Annotated in this window: 22 protein-coding genes and 1 pseudogene; 12 read left to right on the top strand and 11 right to left on the bottom strand. The window is 69.6% G+C overall.

Annotated elements, in window-relative coordinates:
* Positions 1 to 81 precede the first annotated feature (81 nt).
* Complete coding sequence (locus tag ACFSCU_RS09745) at positions 82 to 462, top strand: ArsR/SmtB family transcription factor (protein WP_308645869.1); 381 nt, start codon at positions 82 to 84, stop codon at positions 460 to 462.
* Positions 463 to 715: 253 nt separating this feature from the next.
* Here the strand turns inward: ACFSCU_RS09745 and ACFSCU_RS09740 are convergent, their stop codons facing one another.
* Together ACFSCU_RS09740 and ACFSCU_RS09735 are read right to left on the bottom strand one after the other, a co-directional pair.
* The gene (locus tag ACFSCU_RS09740) at positions 716 to 1,159 is read right to left on the bottom strand and encodes a universal stress protein (RefSeq protein WP_180551091.1); all 444 of its coding nucleotides are present in this window, start codon (positions 1,157 to 1,159) and stop codon (positions 716 to 718) included.
* 68 nt (positions 1,160 to 1,227) lie between these two features.
* Positions 1,228 to 1,965: a 2OG-Fe dioxygenase family protein gene (locus ACFSCU_RS09735; RefSeq protein ID WP_180551090.1), complete on the bottom strand. Its 738-nt coding sequence runs from the start codon at positions 1,963 to 1,965 to the stop codon at positions 1,228 to 1,230.
* 127 nt (positions 1,966 to 2,092) lie between these two features.
* Here ACFSCU_RS09735 and ACFSCU_RS09730 point away from each other — a divergent pair.
* From ACFSCU_RS09730 to ACFSCU_RS09710, 5 genes and pseudogenes are all read left to right on the top strand, one after another.
* Positions 2,093 to 2,599, top strand: a pseudogene (locus ACFSCU_RS09730) (hemerythrin domain-containing protein).
* Positions 2,600 to 2,635: 36 nt separating this feature from the next.
* Positions 2,636 to 3,244 carry a YitT family protein gene (locus ACFSCU_RS09725; RefSeq protein WP_180551089.1) on the top strand — a complete coding sequence of 203 codons (609 nt, stop codon included), beginning with the start codon at positions 2,636 to 2,638 and terminating at the stop codon, positions 3,242 to 3,244.
* Between the two features lie 580 nt (positions 3,245 to 3,824).
* Positions 3,825 to 4,454 (top strand): hypothetical protein, encoded by a 630-nt coding sequence (locus tag ACFSCU_RS09720; RefSeq protein ID WP_333707482.1) that lies wholly within the window; start codon positions 3,825 to 3,827, stop codon positions 4,452 to 4,454.
* A gap of 184 nt (positions 4,455 to 4,638) precedes the next feature.
* Positions 4,639 to 5,331, top strand: a complete 693-nt coding sequence (locus ACFSCU_RS09715; protein ID WP_377560561.1) for a DUF502 domain-containing protein — start codon at positions 4,639 to 4,641, stop codon at positions 5,329 to 5,331.
* A gap of 97 nt (positions 5,332 to 5,428) precedes the next feature.
* The gene (locus tag ACFSCU_RS09710; protein WP_180551086.1) at positions 5,429 to 5,566 is read left to right on the top strand and encodes a DUF3149 domain-containing protein; all 138 of its coding nucleotides are present in this window, start codon (positions 5,429 to 5,431) and stop codon (positions 5,564 to 5,566) included.
* Positions 5,567 to 5,618: 52 nt separating this feature from the next.
* Here ACFSCU_RS09710 and ACFSCU_RS09705 read toward each other — a convergent pair whose 3' ends face one another.
* The 4 genes from ACFSCU_RS09705 to ACFSCU_RS09690 all read right to left on the bottom strand — a co-directional run bounded on the left by ACFSCU_RS09705 (position 5,619) and on the right by ACFSCU_RS09690 (position 11,088).
* Entirely contained in the window at positions 5,619 to 7,319 is a 1,701-nt protein-coding gene (locus ACFSCU_RS09705; protein ID WP_180551085.1) for a long-chain fatty acid--CoA ligase, read from the bottom strand.
* Between the two features lie 254 nt (positions 7,320 to 7,573).
* Positions 7,574 to 8,794, bottom strand: a complete 1,221-nt coding sequence (locus tag ACFSCU_RS09700) for an ABC transporter substrate-binding protein (RefSeq protein ID WP_180551084.1) — start codon at positions 8,792 to 8,794, stop codon at positions 7,574 to 7,576.
* A 273-nt stretch (positions 8,795 to 9,067) separates the two neighbouring features.
* On the bottom strand, positions 9,068 to 9,406 hold the full coding sequence (locus tag ACFSCU_RS09695) for a P-II family nitrogen regulator (RefSeq protein WP_180551083.1): 339 nt from the start codon (positions 9,404 to 9,406) through the stop codon (positions 9,068 to 9,070).
* A 17-nt stretch (positions 9,407 to 9,423) separates the two neighbouring features.
* The gene (locus ACFSCU_RS09690) at positions 9,424 to 11,088 is read right to left on the bottom strand and encodes an NAD+ synthase (protein ID WP_180551082.1); all 1,665 of its coding nucleotides are present in this window, start codon (positions 11,086 to 11,088) and stop codon (positions 9,424 to 9,426) included.
* A gap of 279 nt (positions 11,089 to 11,367) precedes the next feature.
* On the opposite strand from ACFSCU_RS09690, the gene ACFSCU_RS09685 reads away from it, so the two are divergent.
* The 4 genes from ACFSCU_RS09685 (at position 11,368) to gltS (ending at position 16,113) form a co-directional block, all read left to right on the top strand.
* Positions 11,368 to 12,561 (top strand): IPTL-CTERM sorting domain-containing protein, encoded by a 1,194-nt coding sequence (locus tag ACFSCU_RS09685; RefSeq protein WP_377560560.1) that lies wholly within the window; start codon positions 11,368 to 11,370, stop codon positions 12,559 to 12,561.
* 462 nt (positions 12,562 to 13,023) lie between these two features.
* A complete protein-coding gene (locus ACFSCU_RS09680) occupies positions 13,024 to 13,449 on the top strand; it encodes an energy transducer TonB (RefSeq protein WP_180551078.1) in 426 nt (141 codons plus the stop codon).
* A gap of 6 nt (positions 13,450 to 13,455) precedes the next feature.
* On the top strand, positions 13,456 to 14,790 hold the full coding sequence (locus ACFSCU_RS09675) for a GNAT family N-acetyltransferase (RefSeq protein ID WP_377560559.1): 1,335 nt from the start codon (positions 13,456 to 13,458) through the stop codon (positions 14,788 to 14,790).
* A 45-nt stretch (positions 14,791 to 14,835) separates the two neighbouring features.
* On the top strand, positions 14,836 to 16,113 hold the full coding sequence (gene gltS / locus ACFSCU_RS09670) for a sodium/glutamate symporter (protein WP_180551077.1): 1,278 nt from the start codon (positions 14,836 to 14,838) through the stop codon (positions 16,111 to 16,113).
* A gap of 160 nt (positions 16,114 to 16,273) precedes the next feature.
* Here the strand turns inward: gltS and ACFSCU_RS09665 are convergent, their stop codons facing one another.
* The 4 genes from ACFSCU_RS09665 to ACFSCU_RS09650 form a co-directional block, all read right to left on the bottom strand.
* Entirely contained in the window at positions 16,274 to 16,594 is a 321-nt protein-coding gene (locus ACFSCU_RS09665; RefSeq protein ID WP_180551076.1) for a hypothetical protein, read from the bottom strand.
* A 267-nt stretch (positions 16,595 to 16,861) separates the two neighbouring features.
* Entirely contained in the window at positions 16,862 to 18,256 is a 1,395-nt protein-coding gene (locus ACFSCU_RS09660; RefSeq protein ID WP_180551075.1) for a GTPase/DUF3482 domain-containing protein, read from the bottom strand.
* A gap of 164 nt (positions 18,257 to 18,420) precedes the next feature.
* Positions 18,421 to 19,866, bottom strand: coding sequence for a DUF2868 domain-containing protein (locus ACFSCU_RS09655; protein WP_377560557.1), 1,446 nt, complete (start codon positions 19,864 to 19,866; stop codon positions 18,421 to 18,423).
* Positions 19,867 to 20,110: 244 nt separating this feature from the next.
* On the bottom strand, positions 20,111 to 21,094 hold the full coding sequence (locus ACFSCU_RS09650) for a LysR family transcriptional regulator (protein WP_377560556.1): 984 nt from the start codon (positions 21,092 to 21,094) through the stop codon (positions 20,111 to 20,113).
* 119 nt (positions 21,095 to 21,213) lie between these two features.
* On the opposite strand from ACFSCU_RS09650, the gene ACFSCU_RS09645 reads away from it, so the two are divergent.
* Positions 21,214 to 22,431, top strand: coding sequence for an MFS transporter (locus ACFSCU_RS09645; protein WP_180551073.1), 1,218 nt, complete (start codon positions 21,214 to 21,216; stop codon positions 22,429 to 22,431).
* A gap of 305 nt (positions 22,432 to 22,736) precedes the next feature.
* Here the strand turns inward: ACFSCU_RS09645 and ACFSCU_RS09640 are convergent, their stop codons facing one another.
* Entirely contained in the window at positions 22,737 to 24,137 is a 1,401-nt protein-coding gene (locus ACFSCU_RS09640; protein WP_377560553.1) for a phenylacetate--CoA ligase family protein, read from the bottom strand.
* Between the two features lie 325 nt (positions 24,138 to 24,462).
* Here ACFSCU_RS09640 and ACFSCU_RS09635 point away from each other — a divergent pair, with 325 nt between their 5' ends.
* Positions 24,463 to 26,283: a PHA/PHB synthase family protein gene (locus ACFSCU_RS09635; protein ID WP_377560552.1), complete on the top strand. Its 1,821-nt coding sequence runs from the start codon at positions 24,463 to 24,465 to the stop codon at positions 26,281 to 26,283.
* Positions 26,284 to 26,445: the final 162 nt, after the last annotated feature.

Here is a 26,445-nt window from a genome sequence, read left to right as displayed (position 1 = left end):
ATACGCAATAGCGTAACCACAGGTTTCCCTCAGGCACCCGCTAGACTGCCGTCCAGCCCTGCTGTACCGGAGTGCCCGTTCGTGAACACCCTGAACCAACTGCCCCCTGCCGCCCTGGAGCACGTGGCGCGCTATTTCCGCACGCTGTCGGAGCCGACGCGGCTGCGCATCCTCAACGTGCTGGGCACGGGCGAGATGAGCGTGGGCGACATCGCCGTGCAGGTGGATTCGAGCATCGCCAACGTGTCGCGCCACCTGACGCAGATGGCGCAGTACGGCCTGGTGGCGCGCGAGCACCGGGGCAACAGCGTGCTCTACCGCATTGCCGATCCGGCCGTGCACGAGTTGTGCGATCTGGTGTGCGGCAGCATCGGGCGCCGGCTGGAGGCCACGGTGGCCGAGCGCGCCGCCTTCAACCCGGCGCCGGCCAAGGCGGCGGGCGGGCGGCCAGCGCGCCGCTGAACGCGCTGCTCGGCGCCCAGGTCAAAGGGCCGCTGATTTCAAGCCAAATCAGGCTGCAGCGCCCGCCACACAAGCGCTGACAGCTATCTATTCAGAAGCAAGTCCAAGCGCGCCGCTCATTCCATTTCCCATTCAATGCGTCCATCACCGTCATCCCGGCGAAGGCCGGGATCCATGTTTCTCCGCACACGCCGTCTGGATTCCGGCTTGCGCCGGAATGACGAGCTATGGCAGCTTTGATCTGGAATTGGAATCAATCGGCGCCGCGCACCACCAGCGTATTGATCCTGGTGTGCGACAGCACGCTTTGCGCCACGCTGCCCAGCACCAGCTTCTCCAGCCCGCGGCGGCCGTGCGAGCCCATCACGATCAGGTCGGCGCCCGCGGCGTCGGCAGCTTCCAGCACGCCGCGCCACACGGCGTGCGATTCGACCACCTTGGTCTCGGCATCGACGCCCGCCTGCTTCAGGCGCGCGGCGGCATTCTCGATGGCGGCACCGGCCTCGGCCTTGGCAGCGTTCAGGTACTGGTCCTGCCCGTAGGCGAAGTCGGCGCCGACGCCGGTGAACGGGTACGGGTCGATGACGAAGATGGCCGTCACCTGGGCGCCGAACGCCTTGGCCAGGCCGGCCGCCTTGTCGATGGCCGCCAGCGACGTGTCGGAACCGTCGACGGGCACCAGGATGTGCTTGAACATGCGTCGCTCCTTGCGCGTCAGTGAAGATTCATTCTCAGGGGGCACCTTGCCGCGCGGTTTGATGCGCGTCAAGCGCAGGGGTCAAGAAAGCCGCCGGCGCGCAGTGTCACCACCAGCGTGTCGCGGTGGCCGTGGCCGCCTTCCTCGGCGGGCTGGATCGGCGTCGATTCGTGGATCACGCGCGCGTCCTGCAGCAGCAGCACCGACCAGGGTTCTTCCAGCGTGAAGCGCTGGCCCTTGGGGCCGTCGAGTTCGAACACGCGCGTTTCGCCACCCTTGATGGCGTGGCGCGCGACCAGGAACACCGCCACCAGATCGACGCCATCGCGGTGCGCGCCCTCGGGCGTGGGGCGGCCGATGCCATCGGTGGTGTCGATGCGGAACTGGTGCGTTTCGACAAACCAGGGCTGCGCACCGTGCAATGCGTCGGCCACGTCAGCCAACCACGCCAGCAACAGCACCCAGTCGGGCCGCGATTGGGTGGCTGGCAAGACGGGCTCGAACCAACGTTCCATGCCCCCATGCAGCGCGTTGTAGTCCAGCGGCTGCCAGTGCGGCCGATAAGGCACATCGCGCACCTCCCCACCCTGCACGACGAACGAGGCATGCCGGCGCTGGCGGTAGCGGCCGCCGTCCTTCAGGTACTCGTCGGGGGCAAGCTGGTCCCAGTCAGGCGCCAGCGCCGCCAGGCCGGTGGCACCGGCGCCCGACAGCGCACGCACGGCCGTCGCCGGCAACACGGCAAAGCCGCGCTGCGCCAGATCGCGCAGGTACTGGTCGGGGGTAGAGAACGGCGGCAGGAACATGACGGTGGCGCGCGGGGCAAAGCCGTGAGCATAGTCCTCTGCCGCGACACCCTTTCCGCCTGACCTGCGTCAAGGTCGCAGTCAGGGCCAGCCGATAGGCTCGCCGCAACCTCTGGAGAACACCCCGATGCCCACCCTGCTCTGGTCCGACGAACTCGCCCTTGGCGTGGCCGCAATGGACGCCACCCACCAGGAATTCGTCACCCTGCTGGCCGACGTGGAAGCCGCCGACGACGCTGGCGTGCTGGCGGCCTGGCACGCGCTGGTCGAGCACACGCAGCAGCACTTCGACGCCGAAGACCGCTACATGCTGGCCACCCGCTTTGCCGCCGGCAACTGCCACACCACGCACCACAGGATGGTGCTGGACGTGCTGCGCCAGGGCCTGGCCCTGGGCCAGGCGGGCGATCTGGCGCCGATACGGCAGATGGCGCAGGAGCTGGCCGTGTAGTTCCCCCAGCACGCCGACAGCATGGACGCGGCGCTGGCCATGCACCTGCAGCGCGTCGGCTTCGACCCGGCCACCGGCACCATGGCCCACGCCGACGCCCTGCCGGCCGAGGCGATCCACGGCTGTGGCGGCGTGACCTGCACGCCGCAGGACGCGACCGACCGCGAAGCCACCGCCGCCTGAGCCCGACAGCGCGCCGCCCACGCCGCGCGCCCCGCCATGCCCGCCCCCGAATCGCTGGCCCACCGCCCCTACGAGGACGTGCAGGGCCTGCTCACCGGCACGCTGTTCATCGCGCTCGGCACGCTGATGTTCAGCCAGGCCAAGCTGCTGACCGGCGGCACCGCCGGCATTGCGCTGCTCATCAGCTACCTCACCGGCTGGCCGTTCGGCCCGGTGTTCTTCGCCGTCAACCTGCCGTTCTACCTGTTCGCCTGGAAGCAGATGGGCAAGGGCTTCACCCTGCGCACCGCGGCGGCGGTGAGCCTGATGTCGCTGTTCGCCTGGGCCTTGCCCTGGGGCCTGGCGTTCGAGCGCCTGTCGCCCGCGCTGGCCGCGGTGCTGGGCGGGCTGCTGGTGGGCGCGGGGCTGCTGATGCTGTTCCGGCACCGCGCCAGCCTGGGCGGCATCAACGTCGTCGCCCTGTTCCTGCAGGAGCGCCTGGGCTGGCGCGCCGGGCAGGTGCAGATGGTGCTGGACGTGCTGATCCTGCTGGCGGCGTTCGGCGTGACCGACGCGTGGCGCGTGGCGCTGTCGGTGCTGGGCGCCGTGGTGCTGAACCTGGCGCTGGCGATCAACCACCGGCCGGGGAGGTACATGGCGGTGTAGCGGGGGAAACCTTTGTGCTTTTGTTTTGATAGTGGCTTGCGCTTGATCTGCAAGGATTTCAAGAGAAAATATTCTGAACTCAGCTTTAAACGGGCGCAGGCAGCTATCTTTTTTGAGCTGGGTGGCCCTCACCCCAGCCCTCTCCCGCCCGCGGGAGAGGGAGTAAAACAGCACGCCGCGCGAAGCAGCGGCCTGACCCAGCCAAGGCCGAGCGCAGCGATGGCCCGAGTGGACTTCCCCTCCCCTCTGGCCGTGCCGAGAAGCGCAGGGCGTGGGGCGGGCGCGGCAGCGCAGCATGCCGCGCTTCGTGCTCTGACTCGCTGCGGTTGTCTGAGCGAAGTGAACGCAGTGAACGAAGCGAGTTCCGCAGCGCCGCCCCGCGACCGAGCATCGCAGGTTGCCCGCAGCGAAGCGAAGGGACACGGCCAGTGGGGTCGCCTTTTTCTTTGGTTACTTTCTTTTTGGCGAGACAAGAAGAAGTGACTGCGCCGCCGGGCGCACATCCCGGCCAACAGCGCCACCAACACCCCAGTAAAGCGCGACAATCCCCGAACGGCTCCCGCAGGAACCCCTTCTCCGCATGGAACTGCTCGCCCCCCTCCTCGTCTTCACCGCCCTCGCCATCGCCCTAAGCTTCAAGCCCTGGCGCCTGCTGGCGAACACCGCGCTGATCTCGCCCCTGCTGGCCGCGCTCGTCATCACCCCCTGGCTGTGGGCGCTGCCCTGGCTGCACCGCATGCCCATCCAGCTGCAGCTGTCGGGCGCCTGCCTCATCGGCCTGGTGCTCGGCTGGCCGCTGGCCGTGCCGGTGCTGTGCATCGTGGCACTCACCACCGGGCTCATCGCCCCCGTGCCCTGGCAGCAGCAGATCGACATGGCGCTGTGGCTGGGCATCGTGCCCGCCACGCTGTCCTTCCTGCTGGGCATGGCGCTGCGCCGCTGGGTGTGGAAGAACCTGTTCGTCTACATCCTGGGCCGCGCCTTCCTGGGCACCGCCATCTGCCTGTTCGTCAGCGGCGCGCTGGCGCAATGGTCGGGCCAGATACTGACCGTGACCGTGGAGCCCGACCTGGCCATGGTGGCGCGCTGGCTGCTGGCCTGGGGCGATGCGGTGGTGACCGGCATGATGGTGGCGGTGTTCGTCGCCTTCCGGCCGCAGTGGCTGGCCACCTGGTCCGACAGCCTCTACGTGCCGCCACCGGTGAAATGAACACCCCCTGAGCCGCTGCGCGCCTTCCCCCTGAAAGGGGGACAACGCCAGCGGCCGAGCCAAGCCCGCTCCACGGCGTTCCCGCATGGCCTGCTCCGCGGCCATCGGTTCAGCTATAGGTGCTGAGGCCCTGAACGCCAACATCGCCACCGCGCAGGTGACGCGGGCACAATGGCGCCCGACCATGACCACACGCCCCCGCTTCCACCCGCTGCGCCCGCTGCTCACCGGCATGCTGGCGCTGCTGCCGCTGACGGCGACGCTGGTGCTGCTGTTCTGGGCCCTGCAGCTGGTGGCGCAGTGGCTCGGGCCGGGCAGCACCTTCGGCACGCTGCTAACGCGCATCGGCCTGGGCGTGGCGGCCCATTCGCCGCTGCTGGGTTACCTGATGGGCGTGCTGCTGCTGCTGACGCTGGTGTACGGCACCGGCCTGCTGGTCGAGGCCGGTCTGCAGCGCGGGCTCGACCGCATGGTCAAGGCGCTGATGCAGCGCATTCCGGTGGTGCGCACGGTGTACGACGTGGCGCACCGGCTGGTGGGCCTGCTCAGCACGCCGAAGGACGAGGGCCTGAAGTCGATGAGCCCGGTGTGGCTGTACTTCGGCGGCCCCCCGGCCGAGGGCGAGGCCGCCAGCAGCACGGTGGTGCTGGGCCTGCTGACCACGCAAGCGCCGGTGATGCTGGGCGGCCAGCCGTTTCACGGCGTGCTGGTGCCCACAGCGCCGGTGCCGGTGGGCGGTGGCCTGCTGTTCGTGCCGGCGGCCTGGGTGGTGCCGGCCGACGTGGGCATCGAGGGCGTGACCAGCATCTACGTGTCGATGGGTGTCACGGCCGGCGAATACCTGGGCGGCACGCGGCCCCCGCGCCGCAGCACATAGCCCCTGACCCGCTGCGAACATTGAGCCGGATCAAGACACGCCGGTACCATACAGGCCACACTCGCCGCATGGCTATTCGCTTGAAAGGAAAACAACGATGAAACTCTGGCAAGACCTCTTCGGCACCGACTATGGCCTCATGAGCATCGCCGGCATCATCTTCATGATCTTCATGGGGATCTGGTTCGTGCGTTTCTTCATCCGCAAGGCGTCCGAGCCGCCGCGCGACCAGTAAGCAGCTTTTGGGCCGCCAGCGCAATCTGGGTCTGCGCTGGCAGCTATCAAAACTACATCACGCCAGTCTTCGCCTCGGCCTCCTGCAGGCTGCGCCACATCACCTTGCCCGAGCCGCTCTTGGGCAGTGCGTCGGCAAACTCCACCACGCGTGGCACCTTGTACACCGCCATGTGGTCGCGGCACCAGTCGATGATCTCCTGCTCGCTCACCTGGCCCTGGTGGCTGGGCCGCAGCACCACCACCGCCTTCACCGATTCGCCGCGATAAGCGTCCTTGGTGGCGATGATGCAGGCCTCCTGGATCGCCGGGTGCTTGAACATCAGCGCCTCCACCTCGGCCGGCCACACCTTGAAGCCGCTGGCGTTGATCATGCGCTTGAGGCGGTCGGTGATGAAGAAGTAGCCGTCCTCGTCCACCCGGCCCAGGTCGCCCGAGCGGAAGAAGCGCTTGCCGTCCAGCTCGAAGAACGCGGCCTCGGTGGCCTCGGGCCGCTTCCAGTAGCCCTGGAACACTTCCGGCCCGTGGATCACGATCTCGCCCTGCTCGCCCTGCGGCACTTCCTTCAGAGTTTCCGGGTCGACCACGCGCGCGTCGGTGCTCATGAACGGGATACCCAGGCACTGCTGCTTGGTGTGGTCCACCGGGTTCTGGTGCGAAGGCGCGGCGGTCTCGGTCAGGCCGTAGCCCTCGGCGTAGCGCAGGCCGTAGGCGTCGAACAGGCGCTGCGCCACCGCCTGCGGCATGGCCGCACCGCCGCCGCTGATGGTCTTCAGGCTGGTCAGGTCGAAGCTGGCGAAGTTGGGGCTGGCCAGCAGGTCGATGATCATGGTGGGGATGTTGGTGAAGTTGGTCACCTTCCAGCGCGAGATCAGGCGCCCGGCCAGTTCGCGGTCCCAGCGCGGCATCAGGATCATGGTGGCACCCGCATACACCGAGGCGTGCATCACCGCCACCATGCCGGTGATGTGGAACATCGGCACCACCACCAGGCCCACGGTTTCGGCGGTGGCCACGCTCCACAGCGCGCAGGCCACGGCGTTGTGCATGATCGAGGCGTGCGTGTGCATGCAGCCCTTGGGCAGGCCGGTGGTGCCGCTGGTGTAGGGCAGCACGCTCAGGTCCTGCGGGCCGGCGGTGGCCTCGGCCAGCGGGCCGTCGAAGGCCAGCGCATCCTTCCACGCATGCACCTGGCCGCCGGCCAGCGCCGGCAGCGCGTGGTGCGTCAGCAGCCAGTCGCGCCAGGTTTCGGGCGGGGCGTCGTTGCCTTCCACGTTGCCGTCGAAGGCGTCGGTGAACTGGGTGACGATCAGGTGCTGCAGGCGCTGGCCTTCGGGCAGCGCGTCGCTGGCGCGGGCCAGCTCGCCGGCCAGGTCGGCGGTGGTGATGGCCACCTTGGCGTCCGGGTCGGTGATGTAGTGCTTCAGCTCCTCGGCGCGGTTCATCGGGTTCACCGGCACCACCACCGCGTCGGCGCGCAGGATGGCGAAGTGCGCCACCACCAGCTGCGGCGAGTTCTGCATGTTCAGCACCACACGGTCGCCCTTTTGCACACCCAGCGATTGCAGGTAGGCCGCCAGGCGCTCGGCGGCGGCCTTCAGCTGCGCCCAGGTCATCACCGTGCCGAAGAACACGATGGCCGGCTTGTCGGGGTAGCGCAGCGCGCTGATGGCCAGGTTCTGCCACAGCGAGGTGGCGGGCGGGGTGATGGCGTGCGGCAGGCGGGGCGGCCAGAACTTGTGGTGCGGGCGCATGGGCGAAAGGTCTCCTTTGAATCTGTGGATTCAATCCTAGCGCGGGCACCGCGGGGGGCGATACGCTGCTTTGTCGCGGCGGCGACGCGGGCACGCGCCAGCCAGCGCACGCAGGCGCGCAGGGCCCTGCCGAAGCGCCATGAAAAAAGCGCCTGCCCCACCGGGGTTCAGGCGCTTTTTCAAGCCTTTTCGGCCTTCAGCCGGCGCCAGTCAAGCGCCGGCAGCTATCGAATCAAAAGCAAGCCGCGGAGCCATCAGGCCAGCTTGCAGCCGGCACCCGAATCCTCCAGCGCCTTGGCGGCCACGCCGATGATGCGGTTCTCGCCGTTGGCCACGGTGCGCAGGTAGATGTCCTGCACCGGGTTGTGCGCCTTGCCCATGCGCCACTGGCCGCGCGGGCTGTCGATGACGGCCGCCTCCATGGCACCGTAGAGCTGCTCGCGCTTGCCCGTGTCGCCCTGTACCGCCTCCAGGCCTTGGCGCAGCAGCAGGCCGCTGTCGTAGCCCTGCATGGCGTACACGTCGGGCTCGCTGCGGAAGGTGCGCGAATAGGTGTAGCGGAACTCGCCATTGCGCACCGACGGCAGCAGGTTGCTGTAGTGCAGCGTGGTCAAGATGCCTTCGGCCGCGGTGCCGGTGTCGCCCAGCACGCCCTCGGTCAGAAAGCCCGAGCCGTACAGCGGAATGCGGTGGCGCAACCCGGCCTTCTCGTAGTCCTGCATGAACTTGACCGCACCGCCGCCGGCGAAGAAGCAGGCAACGGCGTCGGGCTTGAGCTGCGCGATCTCGGCCAGCACGGCGCTGAAGTCGGTGCTGGGGAACGGCACCTTCAGCTCCTTCACGATGCTGCCGCCGGCCTTGACGTAGCCCTCGCGGAAGCCCTCCAGCGAGTCGGCGCCGGCCGGATAGTCCCACGTGACCCACACGGCGCGGCGCGCCTTGCGCTCGATCATGGCCTGGCCCAGCGCCACCGTGGGCTGCCCCATCGTGAACGAGGTGCGGAACACGTTGGGCAGGCAGGCGTTGCGCGTCACCGCGTGCACGCCGGCGTTGGGGATGATGCTGAGCGTGCCGCTCTCGGCCACCACCTTCTGGATCGCCATCTGCACGCCCGAGTGCACGGTGCCGACGATGACATCCACCTTGTCCTGCTGCACCAGGCGGCGCGCGTTGGCATCGGCCTTCTTGGGTTCGGATTCGTCGTCCAGCTTGATCCACTCCACCTCGCGCCCGGCCAGGCGCCCGCCCTTCTCGGCCACGGCCATGCGCATGCCGTTCTCGATGGCCTCGCCCAGCTTGGCGTAGGTGCCGCTGTAGGGCAGCATCAGGCCCACCTTGAACCTGGCCGGCGCGGCCGCCGGCGCCGCCTGCGCCAGCACATGGCCCGCCCCCAGCACGCCCGAGGCGGCCCCGACCACCGACACACCGCGCGCCAACACCTGGCGGCGCGACAACTTCTCGAAACCCTTGCGCATCACAATCCCACTGCTTCTGTACAAAAAAAGTTCAGGTTACATCCTGTGTATGCACAGCATTCTAGGAAATTGGTTCTCAAATCCTGACGCCAAGATGACGCAAAGTCGCGGTCGCACCACGGCGGCGCGTCAAATAAATCACGCTGGCCCGCTTCGGCGCCAGCCCGCCACGGCCGGGCGCCACCCCAAAAGCAAAAGGGTTCGCCGGCCAAGCCAGAGCGAACCCTTGCGGTGACGCTGCGCCGCCGGCGGGCGGCGCGTGGGGGGCGCGGATCAGATCGCCGCGTCGTCCTCTTCGCCGGTGCGGATGCGCACCACGCGCTCGACCGGAGTGACGAAGATCTTGCCGTCGCCGATCTTGCCGGTGCGCGCGGCCTTGACGATGGCCTCGACGCAGCGGTCCACGTCGCCGTCGCCCACCACCACCTCGATCATCACCTTGGGCAGGAAGTCGACCACGTACTCGGCGCCGCGGTACAGCTCGGTGTGGCCCTTCTGGCGGCCGAAACCCTTGACTTCGGTCACGGTGAGGCCGGTGACGCCGACGTCGGCCAGCCCCTCGCGCACTTCCTCCAGCTTGAAGGGTTTGATGATGGCGGTGATCTGCTTCATGCGTTGCTCCTGAAATCCTAGGCTCGGAATCTGTTGGTCATAGGATAACGCCAGTCCTTGCCGAATCCGCGGTGCGTCACGCGCGTGCCCTCGGCCGACTGGCGGCGTTTGTATTCATTGATCTTGATCAGACGCGTGACCAGCTCCACGTCCTCGGGCCGGAAGCCCTCGGCCACCAGCTCGGCCACGCCCAGGTCGTTCTCCATGTAGCGCTCGATGATCGCGTCCAGCACCTCGTAGGGCGGCAGGCTGTCCTGGTCGGTCTGGCCCTCGCGCAGCTCGGCGCTGGGCGGGCGGGTGATGATGCGCTCGGGGATCGGGTTGGCCACCGTGCCGAAGGGGTTGTGCGCGTTGCGCCAGCGCGCCAGGCGGAACACCGCCGTCTTCACCACGTCCTTGATCGGCGCGAAGCCGCCGCACATGTCGCCGTACAGCGTGCTGTAGCCCACGGCGTATTCGCTCTTGTTGCCGCAGGCCAGCACCAGGTGGCCGTGCTTGTTCGACAGCGCCATCAGCATCACGCCGCGGATGCGCGCCTGGATGTTCTCCTCGGTCGTGTCCTCGGGCTTGCCGGCAAACAGCGGCTGAAGCGACGCCTTGAAGCTCTCGAACTCGGGCCGGATCGAGATCTCGGCATAGTGCACGCCCACGCGCCGCGCCATCTCGCGCGCGTCCTCCACGCTGATGCCGGCCGTGTAGGGGCTGGGCATCATCACCGCGTGCACGTTGCCCGCGCCCAGCGCGTCCACCGCCAGGGCCAGCACCAGCGCCGAATCGATGCCGCCCGACAGGCCCAGCGCCGCCGTCCTGAAGCCGTTCTTGCCCATGTAGTCGCGCAGGCCCATCACCAGCGCATCCCACAGGTCGGCGTCGTGGTCGCGCGCGGGCGCCTTGGATGCTTTCAATTCAATAGCTGCCGGCGCCCGCTGCGCCTGCACAAACCACAGTTTTTCTTCAAAACTCGGGGCGCGGCCGGCCAGTTGCGCATCGGGGCCGACGGCGAACGAGTGGCCTTCGAACACCACCTCGTCCTGCCCGCCCACCAGGTGCGCATACACCAGCGGCAGGCCCACGGCCTTCACGCGCTCGATCATCATCGCCTCGCGCTCGTAGCCCTTGCCGACGTGGAAGGGCGAGGCGTTGATCACGGCCAGCAGCTCGGCCCCCGCCTCTTTCGCCAGTTGCGCCGGCTCGTCGAACCACGCGTCCTCGCAGATCAGCAGGCCCACGCTCACGCCGCCGGCCTGAAACACGCAGGTGCCCTGCCCCGGCACGAAGTAGCGACGCTCGTCGAACACCTGGTAGTTGGGCAGCAGGCGCTTGGCATAGGTCTCGATCACGCGGCCATCGCGGATCACGCTGGCCGAGTTGGTGCGCTGGCTCACGGTGATGCTCTTGCCGCGCTGGCCCTTGCCCACCGGGTGGCCGACCACGATGGCCATGTCGGTCAGCCCCGCGGTTTCGCGCGCCACCGTCTTCACCGCCTCGTCGCAGGCGGCGATGAACGAGGGGCGCAGGAACAGGTCTTCGCAGATGTAGGCGCAGATCGACAGCTCGGGCGTCAGCAGCAGGCGCGCGCCCTGGGCGTAGGCCGTTCTGGCCGCGTCGATGATCTTCTGCGCGTTGCCCGGCATGTCGCCGACGACGAAATTGAGCTGGGCGACGGCGATCTGCAAGGTCATGGCGGGCTGGGGCAACAACAATGGCCCGCATCGTAACCGGGCGGCCACCCATGGGCCGGCCGAGCAGGCTGGCCGGCCTTGCCGGTTGGATTGCAAAATGTTACATTGGCCCGCTCTGTCATTCGAGGACGCCTACATGCACCCGTCAGCCGTCAGCCGTCAGCCGTCAGCCGTCAGCCGTCAGCCGTCAGCCGTCAGCCGTCAGCCGTCAGTCGTCAGCCGTCAACCGTTGTTCGCCTGAAAGGGCTTTGGGGCCGCGCGCTCGCGGCGCTGGCGCCCTTGGGCCTGGCGCTGGGCCTGGCCGCCGCACCCGCTGGGGCGCAGGCCGCCGTCATCACGTTTGATGATCTGACCTGCAGTGCTTGGGGCACGCTCATCCCCAACGGCTACGCCGGGCTGAACTGGAGCAATTTCGACTGCATTGATGGTGCAACGGCGTGGGACGGCAACTCCGGCTACAACGCCGGCCGCGTCTCGGGCAGCCATGTGGCGTACAACGGGGGCGGTTTCCCCGCCGAATTCACCGTCACCGCCCCCGGCGGCACCAAGTTCAACTTCAATAGCGTGTACCTCACGGGCGCGTGGAACGACGACCTGATTGTCACCATCGTCGCCTACCGTGAAGGCGCGGCGGTGTCGACCACCACGCACACGCTGTCGGCCACCGCCCCCACGCTGGTGACCTTGAACCTGAGCCAGATCGACCGCGTGAACATGTCAGCGGCGGGCGGCACAAGCCACGGCTATCCGACTGGGGGCGGGGTGGGCTGGGTGCACTTCGCCATGGACAACCTCGACATCAGCTTCAACCTGCCGCCCACCGGCGTGACCGCCACGGCCGGCAATGCCCAGGCCACCGTGGCCTTCACGCCACCCCCGCCCGATGCGGCAAACCCGGTCACGGGCTACCAGGCCAGCTGCACCCCGCAGGGCGGCGGCACCGCCGTCAGCGCCAATGGCGCCGGCAGCCCCATCGTGGTTCCCGGCCTGACCAACGGCACCCTCTACGACTGCACCGTGACCACGCTCTACGCCGCCGGCGGCAGCGTGCCTTCGGCGCCGGCGGCGGTGACACCGATGGCCACCGTGCCGGCCGCGCCCACGGGCGTGACCGCCACCGCAGCGCCCACCCAGGCCAGCCTGGCCTTCACCGCACCCGCCGACACCGGCGGCAGCCCCATCACCGGCTACCAGGCCAGCTGCACCCCGCAGGGCGGCGGCACCGCCGTCACCGCCACCGGCGCGGCCAGCCCCATCGTGGTTGCCGGCCTGACCAACGGCACCACCTACGACTGCACCGTGGCCGCCGTCAACGCCGTGGGCACGGGCGCTGCATCAGCCCCCGTGGCCGTCACGCCGCAGGCTGCCCCGGTTGCGGCCGTGACCGCCGTGCCCACGCTGTGGCAATGGGGCTTGATGCTGCTGGGCCTGGCCGCCGCCGGGCTGGGCGCGCGGCGCCTGCGCCGGGGCTGAGCGGCGGCTGCGAGCGCAGGGCGCCCTGGCGGCACCCTGCCCGGCGGTACGCTGGAGTCTGGAAGCCGCACGGCCTGGGCGCCATGCGGTGCGGACACACGCACGACGAACCCGCCGCAGTGCTCGGCCCCCAGCGTGCCGCGCAGGGGTGATTCCATTTCCAATGCAATGCGTCAATCACCGTCATTGCGGCGAAGGCCGGGATCCATGTTGCTCCGCACATGCCGTCTGGATTGCGGCTGCGTGTCGCGGTACGGGGCAGGCTTTGCGCCGGAATGACGAGATATGGCAGCTTTCATCTGGAATGTGAACGAGCCCATGGACCGGAGCTGGCCGTGCCGTTGCATCGATGGCCGTGCACCCGCGCGTTCGGGCTGCTGACGCGCAGCACCCTGCCCTCGCTCAGGTCAGGGCTGTCATGGCCGCACGGGATGGCCGGCCCGCCGGGGTAAGCTGGCGGCCATGCATCGCCTGGCACCCCACCCACACTTCGGCCTGGTGGCGCTGGCCGCCGCCGTGCTCGCGGCCTGCCAGACGCCGCCCACGCCCGAGCCACCGCCACCCGAGCCGCGGCCCATGGCATCGCAGACCTGCCCGCCTGTGCGGTATCCGGCCACCGCCATGCGCATCGGCCTGCAGGGCCAGGTGCGCGTGCAGCTCACGGTCGATCTGCAGGGCCACGTGACGCAGGCGCGGTTGGTCGAGCCTTCGCAGTTGACCATCCATTCCGAGCGCGATCCCGACCCGCCAGCCGCGCAGCGCCGTGCCGCCACGCTGGCGCTGGAACGCGCCGCGCTGGCCATCGCGCGCCGCTGCACGCTGCCGCCGGTAGTGGGCAACTACGCGCCCGCCACCGCCGTGCTGCCGTTTCACTTCGACCTGGAGTAAGCCACGATGCGCGTGCAGTGGGTGGACGACCCGCGGCGGATCGACGCCGATTCATGGAACGCGCTGCTGGCCACCCAGGCCACGCCCACGCCCTTCATCCGCCACGCCTACCTGGCCGCCCTGCACGACAGCGGCAGCGCGGTGCCGGGCACGGGCTGGGCGCCGCGCTTCTTGCTGCTGTGGGACGGCGCCGAACTGGCCGCCGCCTGCCCGCTGTACGTCAAGGCGCATTCGTATGGCGAATACGTGTTCGACTGGGCCTGGGCCAACGCCTATGCCGAGCACGGCCTGCGCTACTACCCCAAGGCGCTGGTGGCGGTGCCGTTCACGCCGGTGCCGGGCAGCCGCCTGCTGGCGCGCGATGCGGCAACGCGCGCGGCGCTGGTGCGGGCGCTGGTGGACTGGTGCGAGGCGCAAGGGCTGTCGTCGCTGCACGTGCTGTATGGCGATGCGGCCGACCACGCGGCGTGCGAGGCCGCGGGCCTGATGCAGCGCCAGCAGGTGCAGTTTCACTGGAAGAACCGCCACCCGGCCGAGGCGCGCCCCTTCACCAGCTTCGACGACTTCCTCGCCTCGCTGTCGCAGGACAAGCGCAAGAAGATCCGCCAGGAGCGGCGCAAGGTGGCCGAGGCGGGCGTGCGCTTTCACTGGGCGCGCGGCGCCGACATCGCGCCGGCGGACTGGGCCTTCTTCTATCGCTGCTACGAGCGCACCTACCTGGAGCACGGCAACGCGCCGTACCTGACGCCGGCCTTCTTCGACGCCATGGCGCGCGACATGGCCGATGCGTGGGTGTTGTTCATCGCCGAACGCGAGGGGGCGCCGATTGCTTCCAGTTTGATAGCTGTTGGCGCTGATTCGGCGGGCGCTGGGGGCGCAATGGGAGCTGATTTTTCGCGGCTTCCGCCGCTCCTACAAGGGATGGCGCGGCCCCGGGCCGGGGTAGGAGCGGCGGAAGCCGCGAACGAACAGCATGAAGCGCCGGCGACCGGCGCGGGCACGCCGCCGCCCGCCCCACCCGCCTTGGCCGCCGCGCCCGCTGCCCCCATCGCCTACGGCCGCTACTGGGGCGCGCTGGAGCGCGTGGACTGCCTGCATTTCGAGGCCTGCTACTACCAGCCGATCGACTGGTGCATCCGCCACGGCGTGGCGCGCTTCGAGGGCGGCGCGCAGGGCGAGCACAAGATGGCGCGTGCGCTGATGCCGGTGCCCACGGCCAGCCACCACTGGCTGGCGCACCCGGCCTTCGCCGACGCGGTGGGGCGCTTTCTGGCGCGCGAAGCCGAGGGTATCGACGGCTACATGGAACATCTGGAAAATCGATCACCCTTCAGGCGCTGACCGCCGCGGCGCCTGAGAACCCGAAAAGCAAGAAAGGACATCGGCATGGAAATCGAACTGAACGGCTACTACACCATGATCCTGGCCACCCTGGTGCTGCTGCTGGGCCGCTTTCTGGTGGTCAAGGTCAGGTTCCTGTCGGACTTCAACATCCCCGAGCCGGTGGCGGGCGGGCTGGTGGCGGGCGTCATCGTGTTCCTGCTCAACGTGTTCTTCGGGCTCACCTTCAAGTTCCAGACACAGTTGCAGACGGCTTTCATGCTGATGTTCTTCTCGTCCATCGGCCTCAGCGCCGACTTCACGCGCCTGAGGGCCGGCGGCAAGCCGCTGGCGGTGTTCTTGATGGTGGTGGCCGTGTTCATCGTGGTGCAGAACACGGTGGGCGTGGGCCTGGCGGCGGCGCTGGGGCTCGATCCGCTGATCGGGCTGGTCACCGGCTCCATCACGCTCACCGGCGGCCACGGCACGGCCGGCGCCTGGGGGCCGGTGCTGGAGAGCAAGTACGGCATCACCGGCGCCACCACGCTGGGCATCGCCACGGCCACCTTCGGCCTGGTGGCGGGCGGGCTGATCGGCGGGCCGGTGGCCAAGCACCTGATCAAGCGCATTGGCCACAGCAAGCTGGCCCCGCCCACGCGGCAGACCGAGGTGGAGGCCGTGGCCGCGGCGCAGTCGCTGTACAGCACGCGCCACACCGAGGCCGGCGACGAACCCGACGCCGCCATGTTCGACAAGCCGGACGAGATCCGGCTGATCACCGCCTCGTCCACCATCGAGACGCTGGCCTTGTTTGCCGCCTGCATGGCCTTTGCCGGCGTGATGACCACGGTGGCCAAGGGCACGGTGTTCGAGCTGCCGACCTTCGTGTGGGCGCTGGGCGGCGGCGTGGTGATCCGCAACGTGCTCACGCACTTCTTCAACTTCGACATGTTCGACCGCGCCATCGACGTGTTCGGCAACGCCTCGCTGTCGCTGTTTCTGGCCATGGCGCTGCTGTCGCTGCGGCTGTGGGAGCTGACCGACCTGGCGCTGCCGGTGATGGTGATCCTGTTCGCGCAGGTCGGCGTGATGATGCTGTACGCCGCCTTCGTGACCTTCAAGGTGATGGGCAGCGACTACGACTCGGCCGTGCTGGCCGCCGGGCACTGCGGCTTCGGCATGGGCGCCACGCCCACGGCGATTGCCAACATGCAGGCCATCACCGACCGCTATGGCGCGTCGTACAAGGCCTTTTTGATCGTGCCGATGGTGGGCGCGTTCTTCGTCGATCTGGTGAACGCGGCGGTGCTGCAGTTCTTTACGCAGCTGCCGTTCCTGCAGTGAGGCGATGGCCTGAATTGGGGAGTATGTGTCTTCAGCGCTTGTCCAGCGGGCGCTGCGAGCCATGTGTATGGGGAGTATATGGCGCAGGCGATGAAAAAAGCCGGGGGCTCTTGCTGGCCCCCGGCTTGCCTGGTGCGGGATGCGGCGCGCGTGCCGTGCCTTACTCGCGGTCGCGGCGCGGTGCCCGCTGGCCCGCGCGCACGCGCTGGGCGCGGCCTTCGCGGTACACCACCTGCGTGGGCTTGAGGTCGTAATACGGGTCGGCGTCGGGGCCGCAGTTGGCATCGGCAATGCCGAACACCATGGTGGCGCCCTTGCCGTACTTGTAAGGCACGGTCTGGTGCAGCTGGTACGACATGTCGACCGGCGGGGTCGAGGTCTCCGACAGGATCTGGCCCTTGGGCCCCATCACCGTGTAGCAGGCGGCCTGCGCGCCGGCGGCCAGCAGCAGGGCGGAAACGAAGGTGGCGGTCTTTTTCATGGCGTTATTTTGCACTTGCTTACAGATGTGCCCTTGAGTCTGCCGCGCTGGGCGCGCTTGTCAAGCGGACGGCGCCGACAGGCGGCGGCATGCGTGCAGCCGGCGGCACAGGGTGTATCGCCCAGCCCACATCGGCCAGCGCGCCTACCAATTCGCTTTCAAGAATGACGAATGACAAATGACTTCGCTGCGCTTCAATGACAAAGAGGCCATTCGTCATGGGTCATGCGGCGCCAGCCGCGGTCATTCGTCATTGTTGAAACGGCATCAGGCCGCGGCAACCTCGAAGCGCTGGTCCAACTCGCGCGCCACTTCGGATTCGAGCGCCTGCCGGTCGGTGCTGCCGGCCGCGCGGCGGCCGTCGCCGCGCTCCCACTCGGGGTGGCCGCGCGCCGTGCCCAGCGCCCGCACCACGCCGCGCAGCCCTTCGTCCACGCGCTCGTCGGTCACGCGCAGCTTGTCCTGCGCGGCATGGCCGCGCTGCTCCAGCGCGCGGGCCAGGTCCAGCAGGTGGTCGGCCAGCAGCAGCAGCACCGGATCTTCCACCGTCAGCTCCTGCACGCCGGCCAGGCGGTTCTCGAGCTTGCGCCACAGCGGCCGCCAGCCGCCGCTGGCCGCGCCGCCAATGGTGGCGCCCAGCGTGGTGGCGGCGCCCAGCGACAGGCCGGCCATGGCCACGTCGGCCACCACGCCCAGCCCCGCGCCGATCATGGCGCCCAGGCCCAGGCGCTTGCCGGCTTCTTTCAGCAGCTCGGGGTTGAACAGATCATCCTCCCAGCGGCCGCCCAGCTGCGGCATCTCGGCCAGCTCGGCGTCGTCGGGGCGAAAGGCGAACACGGCCAGCAGCTCGTCGACGGCGCGCCGCGCGTGGCGCCGCACGTCGTCCTGGAAGGCACGCACGAAGGCCTTCTGGCGCACTTCGTCTTCAAATTCCTCGGCCGGCAGCGCGCGCCGCATGGCGGCCACGTCGATCAGCGTGGACGCCACCACGCGGCAGGCGGCCAGGCGCCGCTCACGCGCCTGCAGCGTCAGCGCGTCGACGATGCCGTTCAGCTGCTGGCGCCGCGCCGGCAGCAGCGTGGCCAGGTCGCTGTAGAGCTGGCGCTCGGAGCCGTTGAACGGCGCCACCACGTCGAACTCGACCCGCGCGTGCAGGCCGCTTTCCAGCAGCACCTGGTGCCAGTCGTCCAGCCGCGTGTTCAGGTAGCGCACGAAGTTCAGCACCGGCATGATGGGCTTGGCGCACCAGCTCAGGATCTCGATCTCGGCGCGGTACTTGGGCAGCACCGGCTCGCGCGTGTCGATCACGATCATGGCCGCGTCGGCCTGTTCGATCAGCGCGCGCAGCACCTTGGCCTCCTGCTCGAAGCTGCGGCTGGCCTCGGGGCCGCGCAGGAAGGCGCGCACGCGCTCGGGGCGCGAATCGGCCTCCAGCGTGTTCAGGTATTCAAGCAGCGCGACCGAATCCTCCAGCCCCGGCGTGTCGATGAAGCGCACGGCCACGGCACCGTCCAGGCGCAGGTCAATGGCCTCGGCGTGGCGCGTGCTGCCGGGGCGGTCGGACACCTCGCCGAAATCCACCTGGCGCGTCAGCGTGCGCAGCAGCGAGGTCTTGCCGGCGTTGGTGTGGCCGACGATGGCGATGCGGAGCGGCTCAGTCATGGTCATGGAATTACCCCCTCTCCCGCTGGCGGGAGAGGGTCGGGGTGAGGGTGAACGACGGCGGCGATAGGCGCGCCAGCCCCTCACCCCCACCCTCTCCCCGGAGGGGCGAGGGAGTTTCGAGCCATGCGACAGGGCTCGGGCATGAGAAGCAGTCGCCCAATTCAGTCATGCGAACTCGCTGCCCAATCCATAGCTGCCTGCGCAGATTCCACGGGCGCCAGGGCCTCGAAACCCTCTGCATCCAGCCACGCACGCCAGCGCTGCACCGCCGCCTCTGGCAGCGCTGCGCCACCCTCGCCCGCCAGCAACAGCGCCGTCCGCCCGGCCTGCGCCGCCGCCTCGCGCACGAAGCGCGCGGTGCCGCGGTCGGGGCTGGCCGTGGCGTGCACCACCAGCAGCAGCGATTCGGGCCGCGCCTGCGCCAGCCGCGTGGTGACCGCCTGCCGCTCGCGCGCGCTGCCGGCGATGCGCTCGGGCGGCAGCGTGCCGGTGGGCAGGCCGTCGATGGGCCAGGCCATCTCGGGTGGCAGCTCGAAGCCAACCACGGCCAGCGAGCCCGGCGCACCCGGCGGCGCGCTGGAAGGCGTGGGTTGGTCCAGATCGGTGGCGCGGTGCTCGGGGTCGATGACTTGGGGCGGCGGCTCCAGCGCGTCCAGCCGCGCGACGATGCGGCGCACGTACAGGTCGGCCATGTCCACGGCGCCCAGCCGCCGCGCGCCGGCACGCCAGCGCAGCAGGCTCAGCACCATCAACCCCAGGCGCGGCAGCAGGCCGTACACCACCACGCAGCCCATCAGCCACCAGGCCCATTCGCGCTGGCTGGTGGCGTCGACCCAGGCGCGCACGCCTGCGTTGCCCACCGTCTGCACCGCAGCCGCATCCGGCACCGGAAAGCCCAGCAGCGCCGGCAGCGCGCCGGTGACGTGCACGAAGCGCTGGAAGAACGTGGCGCTGAGGATCGTGGTCTCCCACGTCAGCGTGTAGGCGTGAAAGGCGAAGCCGAAGGCCAGCACCGCCAGCATGATGAGGAAGGCCAGCGTCCAGATTCCGTGGCTCAGCGCGCCGGTCAGCCAGGCCAGCAGGCGCTGGCGCTGCAGCACGGCGGTGACGGCTTGCAGCATGGTCAGGGCGTGCGGCCCGCGGTCCAGCGGCAGGCGCGCCGTCAGCCACAGCGCCAGCCGCCCCAGCGACGGGCCGGCCCAGCGGCCTTGCGTGAACAGCAGCCCGAGCAGCCACACCGCCAGCATCACGGCATGCAGCCCCAGCAGGCTGACGAAGGCCGCCACGGCGTTGATGCTGCGCCCCTCGCCCAGCACGGCGCGCGCCGTGCCCAGGCCCGTAAAGGCCATCGCCACGGCGAGCGCTGCCACCACCCACCAGCCCAGGTGGCGCCAGCGCGCCAGCTCGGCCGGCAGGCCCAGGCGCTGGCCCAGCAGCCAGCCGCGCTCGGCCACCTGCGCGGCGCGCGTGGGCCGGGTGCGGAAGGCCTGCTGCAGCGCGGCCTGGTCGTCCAGCAGGCCGGCGGCCTCGATGCGCTGCACGGCCTCCAGCACCACGGCGGTGGCCAGTGGCGTGCGGTCGGCGGTGGGGGCGGCGGCGTCGGTCATGCGGTGCGGGGGCAACGCTGGCGATTATCGGCGGGCGATGGGCGCGATCTGGATGGGCGCGAATTGCTACGCTATCAATAGCTACCTGCGCTTATGCAGCATGCGCTGAAGCCCGATTTTCCTTGATGCCCAGGAAGTTTCAGAAACCGCTTGTGGGAGCGGGCTCGCCCGGGAGACTTGTTGCTGATCGCAGGCGATTGCTCTGAGGCACGACACAAGACCCCGCCGCCGCCACGCCCCCGGCTCAGCGCTCCCACGGCGGCACGGGCTCGAACTCGGCCACCAGCATCTCCAGCAGCGCGCGCACCTTGGGCGTACGGCGGCGGCTGGGGGTGTAGCAGGCGTACAGGTGGCGGCCGAAGGGGGTGTTGGGTTCCAGCTCGGGCAGCACGCGCTGCAGGCGGCCGGCGGCCAGGTGCGGCACGGCCAGGTAGCTGGGCAGGATGGCCAGGCCCTGGCCGGCCAGCGCGGCGTCGAGCAGGCAGTCGCCGCTGTTGAAGCGCACGCGCGCCGTGGCGGCGTGTACCAGTTCGTCGCCGTCCGGCGTCAGCAGGTACCAGCGATGGTCCTCGGTCATCAGGTAGCTCAGCGTCTGGTGGCGGTTCAGCTCGGCCGCGCTGGCGGGCACGCCGTGCGCGCGCAGGTAATCCGGCGCGGCGTAGATGCCGCGCGTGAGGCTGGCGAGCCGCCGCGCCACGGCGTCCTGCGGCGGGGTGCGGGTCATGCGCAGGGCCAGGTCGATGCCGCCGGCCTCCAGGTCGACCAGCTGGTCGGTCAGGATCAGTTCGCAGGTCAGGCGCGGGTGCTGCGCGGCCAGGCGCGGCAGCAGCGGCGCCACGTACAGGCGGCCGAAGGTGTGGGTGGCGCTGACGCGCAGCACGCCGTGCGGCTCACCGCCCAGGTTGCCCACGGCCAGATGCGTGGCGGCCACGCTCTCCAGCGCGGCCAGTGCGTGCTGGTGAAACACCTGCCCCGCCGGCGTCAGCGCCAGGCGGCGCGTGCTGCGCTCCAGCAGGGTGGCGCCAAAGGCGGCCTCCAGCTCGGCCACCTGCCGACTGACCTGGGCGCGCGTGCAGCCCAGCAGGCGCGCGGCGCCGGCCATGCTGCCGGCCTCGACCACCCTGACGAAGGCCTGCCACGCGGGCAGCCAGGGCATGGGCCGGTCCATGGCGGCCAGACCGGTGGGCGGGCCGGAACCGCGCACGCGCGAGGCTGGAAGGCGCTTCATTGTCAATGATTCGTTGACATATTGGCCATGATTATCGAGCCATTGGCACCCGATGTGGGCACTATGATCGCCGTCTCCGTGCGCCGCATGGGCGGCGCGCGCACCCACCGACTTCCAACATGTTCAAGACACTCAAAGGCCCCGGCGTGATGGGCATCACGCTGGCGGCGGCCGGCATCCTGATGGTGACCATGGGCGCGCGCCAGTCGCTGGGGCTGTTCGTGGGGCCGCTGAACACCTCCACGGGGCTGGGCATCGTGGCCATCAGCTTTGCGCTGGCGGTAGGGCAGTTCGCCTGGGGCGCGGTGCAGCCGCTGGCCGGCGCGGCGGCCGACCGCTGGGGGCCGCGGCCGGTGCTGCTGGCGGGCATCGTGCTGCTGGCCATCGGCAGCGCCATCACGCCGTTCATGACCAGCGCCTGGGGGCTGACCTTCGCCATCGGGCTGGTCTCGGCCATGGGCGCGGGTGCGGGCAGCTTCTCGGTGCTGATCGGCGCGGCGGCGCAGCGCATGCCGGCCGAGGCGCGCGGCGCAGCGTCGGGCGTGATCAACGCGGGCGGTTCGCTGGGGCAGTTCATCTTCGCGCCGCTGCTGCAGAAGCTGATCCAGCTGATGGGCTGGATGGGGGCCATGTATTCGCTGGCGGCCATGACGCTGCTGGCGCTGCCGCTGGTGGGCCGCGTGACCAAGGGCAGCACGCCGCACACCACCGCCGCGGCCGGCAACGCCGACGGCGGCCTGCGCACGGCGCTGAAGACGGCGCTGGGCGACCGCAGCTACTTGCTGCTGCACGCGGGCTTCTTCACCTGCGGCTTTCACATCGCGTTCCTGGTCACGCACCTGCCGACCGAGGTGGACCTGTGCGGGCTGCCGCCGTCGGTGGCCAGCTGGTCGCTGGCGCTGATCGGGCTGGCCAACATCGTGGGCAGCCTGGCGGTGGGGCATCTGGTGAGCCAGTACCGCAGCAAGATGATTCTGGCGCTGATGTACGCCAGCCGCGCGGTGCTGATCGTGTGGTACCTGGCGATGCCGCGCGAGGCGTGGGTGTTCTACGTCTTCGCCGTCGGCCTGGGGCTGACCTGGCTGGCCACGGTGCCGCCCACGGCCGGGCTGTGCGCCAAGCTGTTCGGGGTGCGCTACCTGGGCACGCTGTTCGGGCTGACGCTGCTGACGCACCAGATCGGCGGCTTTCTGGGCGCGTGGCTGGGCGGGCTGGCGATCACGCAGTTCGGCGACTACACGTGGATGTGGTGGGCCGACATCGCGCTGGCGCTGCTGGCGGCGGTGCTGAACCTGCCGATCCGCGAGGCGCGGGTGCGGCAGGTGGCGGGGGCGTGAATGCTGCGCCTGATATCAATAAGATAGCTTCTTGCGCTTGCCAATAAACGATTTCAGATGTTTTTTTCTTGAAATCAAGACTGGACAAGCGCCAACCACTATCAATTCAGAAGCATTGGACTTCAACGCAAGTACCCCCTCTCCCGCTGGCGGGAGAGGGTTGGGATGAGGGTGGTTGGGGCGCTTCTTGCGCCACCTGCGGCGGCGCCCCCCTCACCCCTGCCCTCTCCCCCCTGCGGGTGGCGACGGAGAGTCACGCGGTGGCGCAACTTCATTGAGCACCGTGCGCGAGACGCCCCAGCTTGTCAAAGCGCCACGCGGCAGGCCTTGCCGCTGCGCCCGCGCGGCACATCGCAGCCGGGCTCGCCCAGCACGCGGATGGGCTCGGCGCCCTGCAGCAGCGCGAAGTGCTGCAGCGCGTCGCGGCAGCGGCCGATGGCGGCTTCGGCGGCCTCGCCGCGCAGGGGAATGCGCAGCACCAGCGTGCTCGGCCCCTGCTGCTGCAGCTGGAAGTCGAACAGGCCGCACTCTTCCTCCACCACGGTGCACAGCGCCAGTGGCAACAGGCTCACCTTCTGGCCCTTGCGCTGGCTGGGCACCTGCATCACGTCGTCGCTGCGGCCTTCCACCTCGATCACCGGCAGGGCCGAGCCGCAGGCGCAGCGCTGGCCGGTGAAGGTGACCTGGTCGCCCAGGTCGTAGCGGATCAGCGGCTGCACCAGGTTGGCCAGGTTGGTGAGCAGCACGCTGTGCGATCGCACGCCGGCGGGCAGCGGCCGCAGCTTCTCGTCCACCGGCTCCAGCAGCGCCCAGTCCTCGTTCACGTGCAGGTGGCCGTGTGCGCACTCCCAGGCCAGCGGCAGGAACTCCGACGCGCCATAGCTGTTGCGCACTTGGCAGCCCGCCACCTGGGCGATGCGCTGGCGCACCGCCTTGCCCAGGGTTTCGCCCCCGGTCACCACGCAGCGCGGGCTGATGCGCAGGCGGCCGGCCTCGGCCTCGTCGGCCAGCAGCGCCGCCGCCGTGGGGTAGGTGGCCAGCACGCTGGGCTGAAAGTCGTTGAGCGCCGCCACCAGTTCATCGACCGGCTGCAGCAGGCTGAAGCTGCGCGACGCCGCGCCCAGCCAGGGGTTGATGCGGCGCAGCCGCTCGAAGCTGACCACGCTCGCGAAGTGCCCGCCGGTGGCCGTCACCAGCGCCGTGCGGTCGCTGGCGCCCATCACGTCGAAGGCGGCGAAGGCGGCAAACAGCCCGCGCCCGCCGCGCGCCGGCAGGCGGTGGCGCACGGCCTCCAGCGCGTCGTACACGGCCATGGCGTGCGCGTCCTGCACGAAGATGCCCGGCTGCCCGCTGGTGCCCGAGCTTTCCCACACCACGTAGCGGTCCAGGTACGGCTCGGCGGCGCGCGCCGGATCGGACACGAAGTCGCGCAACTCGTCCAGCTTCAGTTCGGGCTGGGTCACCCACTCGTCGAAGCGGTCCATCAGCTCGCGCTTGGCCACCGGCGCCATGCGCGAGAGATCGGACGAGCGCAGGCGGCCGTTGCCCAGCCGCTCGCGGTACACCGGCACGGCGCGCGCGGCCTCGAGCAGGCGCACCAGGCGCTGCTGCTGGCGCTCGCCGATCAGCCGCGGCGTGGCATGGCTGGCGGCCACCACGTCCAACATGGCGGCCTGCAGGCTCAGGGCGTCGAACACCGCGTTCATCAGCGGCCTGGGGACGACCCGGCGTGCCTGCACGGCCGCCGAAGTGCGAAGGGGTACGGCATGTCTGTCTCCTGTTTCTGATCGGCCGCGCGCGATGCCGCGCGGAGCCTTGTCGTGCCGGCATGGGACTTTGGTCACATCATGCCCACTTTTTGGACTGATGTTGCCCGCTCAGGGAAGTTCCGCCTTGACGCGAGTCAAAGAATGGGCGATGTGGTGGGTTATTCTGCTTGTCAAAGCCCGGTGTGACCGCACCTGTCACGGTATTGCCATGACGGCGACACAGCATTCATACACCACCCCCCGATCACCTGAGAAAAAGCCCATGGACCGCCACGACCCCTCCATTGCCCGCGCCGCCCGCCGCCGTGCCCGCGCGGCCCAGAACGAGTCCCGCGTCGAGGCCTTCGACGCCGGCGTGAGCGACGAAACGCCCACCCAGAAGCTCGACCGCCTGATCCAGACCGCCGTGGCGCCCGTGGCCGGCAACCTGTCGCCCATCGCGCTCAGCCTGGCGTTTGCCGACTGGGCCTGGCACCTGGCCGCCTCGCCCGGCCGCCAGATGGAACTGGCCGTGCTGGCCAACCAACTGGCAACCGATACCGCCCAGATGCGCGACGGCAGCAGCCAGGGCGAAGGGCTGAAGGACGACGACCCGCGCTTTCGCGCCGAGGAATGGTCGCAATGGCCGTTCAGCCAGTGGCGCACCGGCTTCCGCAACGCCGAGGCCTTCTGGCGCGAGGCCGCCAAGGTGCCGGGCGTGACCGAGCACCACACGGCGCTGGTCGACTTCTTCGCCCGCCAGTACCTCGACATGATGTCGCCCGCCAACCGCTTGGCCACCAACCCGGTGGTGCTGAAGAACGCCATTGAAAGCGGCGGCGGCGCGCTGGCCAAGGGCTGGCAGAACTGGCTGGCCGACTTCACGCGCGTGCCCACAGCCGAGGACGTGGCCAACCAGGGCCGCTTCGTGGTGGGCGGCAACGTGGCCACCACGCCGGGCAAGGTGGTGTTCCGCAACCACCTGATCGAGCTGATCCGCTACGCGCCGCAGACCGACACCGTGCACCCCGAGCCGGTGCTGATCGTGCCGTCGTGGATCATGAAGTTCTACATCCTCGATCTGTCGCCGCACAACTCGATGGTGCGCTACCTGGTCGAGCAGGGCCACACCGTGTACATGATCTCGTGGCGCAACCCCGACGAGTCGGACCGCGAGCTGAGCATGGACGACTACCTGGAGATGGGCGTGCTCGACGCCATCGGCGCCGTCGGCCACGACGCCCGCGCGCCGCAGATCCACGCCATGGGCTACTGCCTGGGCGGCACGCTGCTGGCCATGGCCGCCGCGGCCCTGGCGCGCGATGGCGGCGTGGAGGGCTACGAGCAGCTGCCGGCGCTGAAGACCCTCAGCCTGCTGGCCGCGCAGGTCGACTTCTCCGAGCCGGGCGAACTGGGCCTGTTCATCGACGAGAGCCAGGTCAACCTGCTGGACCACCTGACCAAGGGCCAGGGCTTCCTCACCGGCAAGCAGATGGCCGGCTCGTTCCAGTTCCTGCACTCGCGCGACCTGGTGTGGACGCGCCGCATGCGCGAATACCTGATGGGCGAGCGCGACCAGGGCAACGACCTGATGGCCTGGAACGCCGACACCACGCGCCTGCCGGCGCGCATGCACCACGAATACCTGGTGGCGCTGTACCTGAAGAACGCCTTCGCCCACGGCCGCTACGAGGTCGGCGGCAAGCCGGTGTCGCTGAACGACCTGCGCATGCCGGTGTTCGCCGTGGGCACCGAGCGCGACCACGTCTCGCCCTGGCGCTCGGTCTACAAGCTGCACCTGCTGACCGACGTGGAAATCACCTTCGTGCTCACCAGCGGCGGCCACAACGCCGGCATCGTGTCGCAGCCCGGCCACCCGCGCCGCAACTACCGCATCGCCACCCGCCCCGAGCGCGGCGAATGGCGCAGCGCCGACGAATGGCTGCAGACCGCCGAGCGCGGCGAAAGCTCGTGGTGGCCCGCCTGGCAGGGCTGGCTGGCCGGGCATTCGTCGGCACCGGTCAAGGCCAAGCCCATCCCCGCCAGCCGCGCGCTGGCCGATGCGCCGGGCACCTATGTGATGCAGCGCTACCCGGGCGAATAAGCGGTCGATTCGCTGATCCAGCGGCGCGGACAGCTATCGCAAAGATAGCTGCCCGCGCTTTTTGGGTGGGCGCTGCGAGCCGATTTCGCCTCAGAACCGCCGTGCCACCGACCGTGCGACGCCCGCCAGCAACGCCTTGTGGGAGCGGGCTTGCCCGCGATG

The sequence above is a fragment of the Ottowia beijingensis genome (assembly GCF_042680925.1).
Lineage (GTDB): Bacteria > Pseudomonadota > Gammaproteobacteria > Burkholderiales > Burkholderiaceae_C > Ottowia > Ottowia beijingensis.
The sequence above is the reverse complement of the archived record's forward strand: the minus strand, read 5'-3'. Positions and strand labels throughout refer to the sequence as shown.

Excerpts from the sequence above, each read along its gene's own strand:
- ACFSCU_RS09690 (WP_180551082.1), bottom strand. The coding sequence starts at position 11,088 with ATGACCTTGCAGATCGCCGTCGCCCAGCTCAATTTCGTCGTCGGCGAC.
- ACFSCU_RS09725 (WP_180551089.1), top strand. The coding sequence starts at position 2,636 with ATGCCCGCCCCCGAATCGCTGGCCCACCGCCCCTACGAGGACGTGCAG.
- ACFSCU_RS09705 (WP_180551085.1), bottom strand. The coding sequence starts at position 7,319 with ATGCGCCCGCACCACAAGTTCTGGCCGCCCCGCCTGCCGCACGCCATC.
- ACFSCU_RS09740 (WP_180551091.1), bottom strand. The coding sequence starts at position 1,159 with ATGTTCAAGCACATCCTGGTGCCCGTCGACGGTTCCGACACGTCGCTG.
- ACFSCU_RS09720 (WP_333707482.1), top strand. The coding sequence starts at position 3,825 with ATGGAACTGCTCGCCCCCCTCCTCGTCTTCACCGCCCTCGCCATCGCC.
- ACFSCU_RS09680 (WP_180551078.1), top strand. The coding sequence starts at position 13,024 with ATGCATCGCCTGGCACCCCACCCACACTTCGGCCTGGTGGCGCTGGCC.
- gltS (WP_180551077.1), top strand. The coding sequence starts at position 14,836 with ATGGAAATCGAACTGAACGGCTACTACACCATGATCCTGGCCACCCTG.
- ACFSCU_RS09640 (WP_377560553.1), bottom strand. The coding sequence starts at position 24,137 with ATGAACGCGGTGTTCGACGCCCTGAGCCTGCAGGCCGCCATGTTGGAC.
- ACFSCU_RS09735 (WP_180551090.1), bottom strand. The coding sequence starts at position 1,965 with ATGTTCCTGCCGCCGTTCTCTACCCCCGACCAGTACCTGCGCGATCTG.
- ACFSCU_RS09665 (WP_180551076.1), bottom strand. The coding sequence starts at position 16,594 with ATGAAAAAGACCGCCACCTTCGTTTCCGCCCTGCTGCTGGCCGCCGGC.
- ACFSCU_RS09710 (WP_180551086.1), top strand. The coding sequence starts at position 5,429 with ATGAAACTCTGGCAAGACCTCTTCGGCACCGACTATGGCCTCATGAGC.
- ACFSCU_RS09660 (WP_180551075.1), bottom strand. The coding sequence starts at position 18,256 with ATGACTGAGCCGCTCCGCATCGCCATCGTCGGCCACACCAACGCCGGC.
- ACFSCU_RS09675 (WP_377560559.1), top strand. The coding sequence starts at position 13,456 with ATGCGCGTGCAGTGGGTGGACGACCCGCGGCGGATCGACGCCGATTCA.
- ACFSCU_RS09715 (WP_377560561.1), top strand. The coding sequence starts at position 4,639 with ATGACCACACGCCCCCGCTTCCACCCGCTGCGCCCGCTGCTCACCGGC.
- ACFSCU_RS09700 (WP_180551084.1), bottom strand. The coding sequence starts at position 8,794 with ATGCGCAAGGGTTTCGAGAAGTTGTCGCGCCGCCAGGTGTTGGCGCGC.
- ACFSCU_RS09635 (WP_377560552.1), top strand. The coding sequence starts at position 24,463 with ATGGACCGCCACGACCCCTCCATTGCCCGCGCCGCCCGCCGCCGTGCC.
- ACFSCU_RS09645 (WP_180551073.1), top strand. The coding sequence starts at position 21,214 with ATGTTCAAGACACTCAAAGGCCCCGGCGTGATGGGCATCACGCTGGCG.
- ACFSCU_RS09650 (WP_377560556.1), bottom strand. The coding sequence starts at position 21,094 with ATGAAGCGCCTTCCAGCCTCGCGCGTGCGCGGTTCCGGCCCGCCCACC.
- ACFSCU_RS09695 (WP_180551083.1), bottom strand. The coding sequence starts at position 9,406 with ATGAAGCAGATCACCGCCATCATCAAACCCTTCAAGCTGGAGGAAGTG.
- ACFSCU_RS09655 (WP_377560557.1), bottom strand. The coding sequence starts at position 19,866 with ATGACCGACGCCGCCGCCCCCACCGCCGACCGCACGCCACTGGCCACC.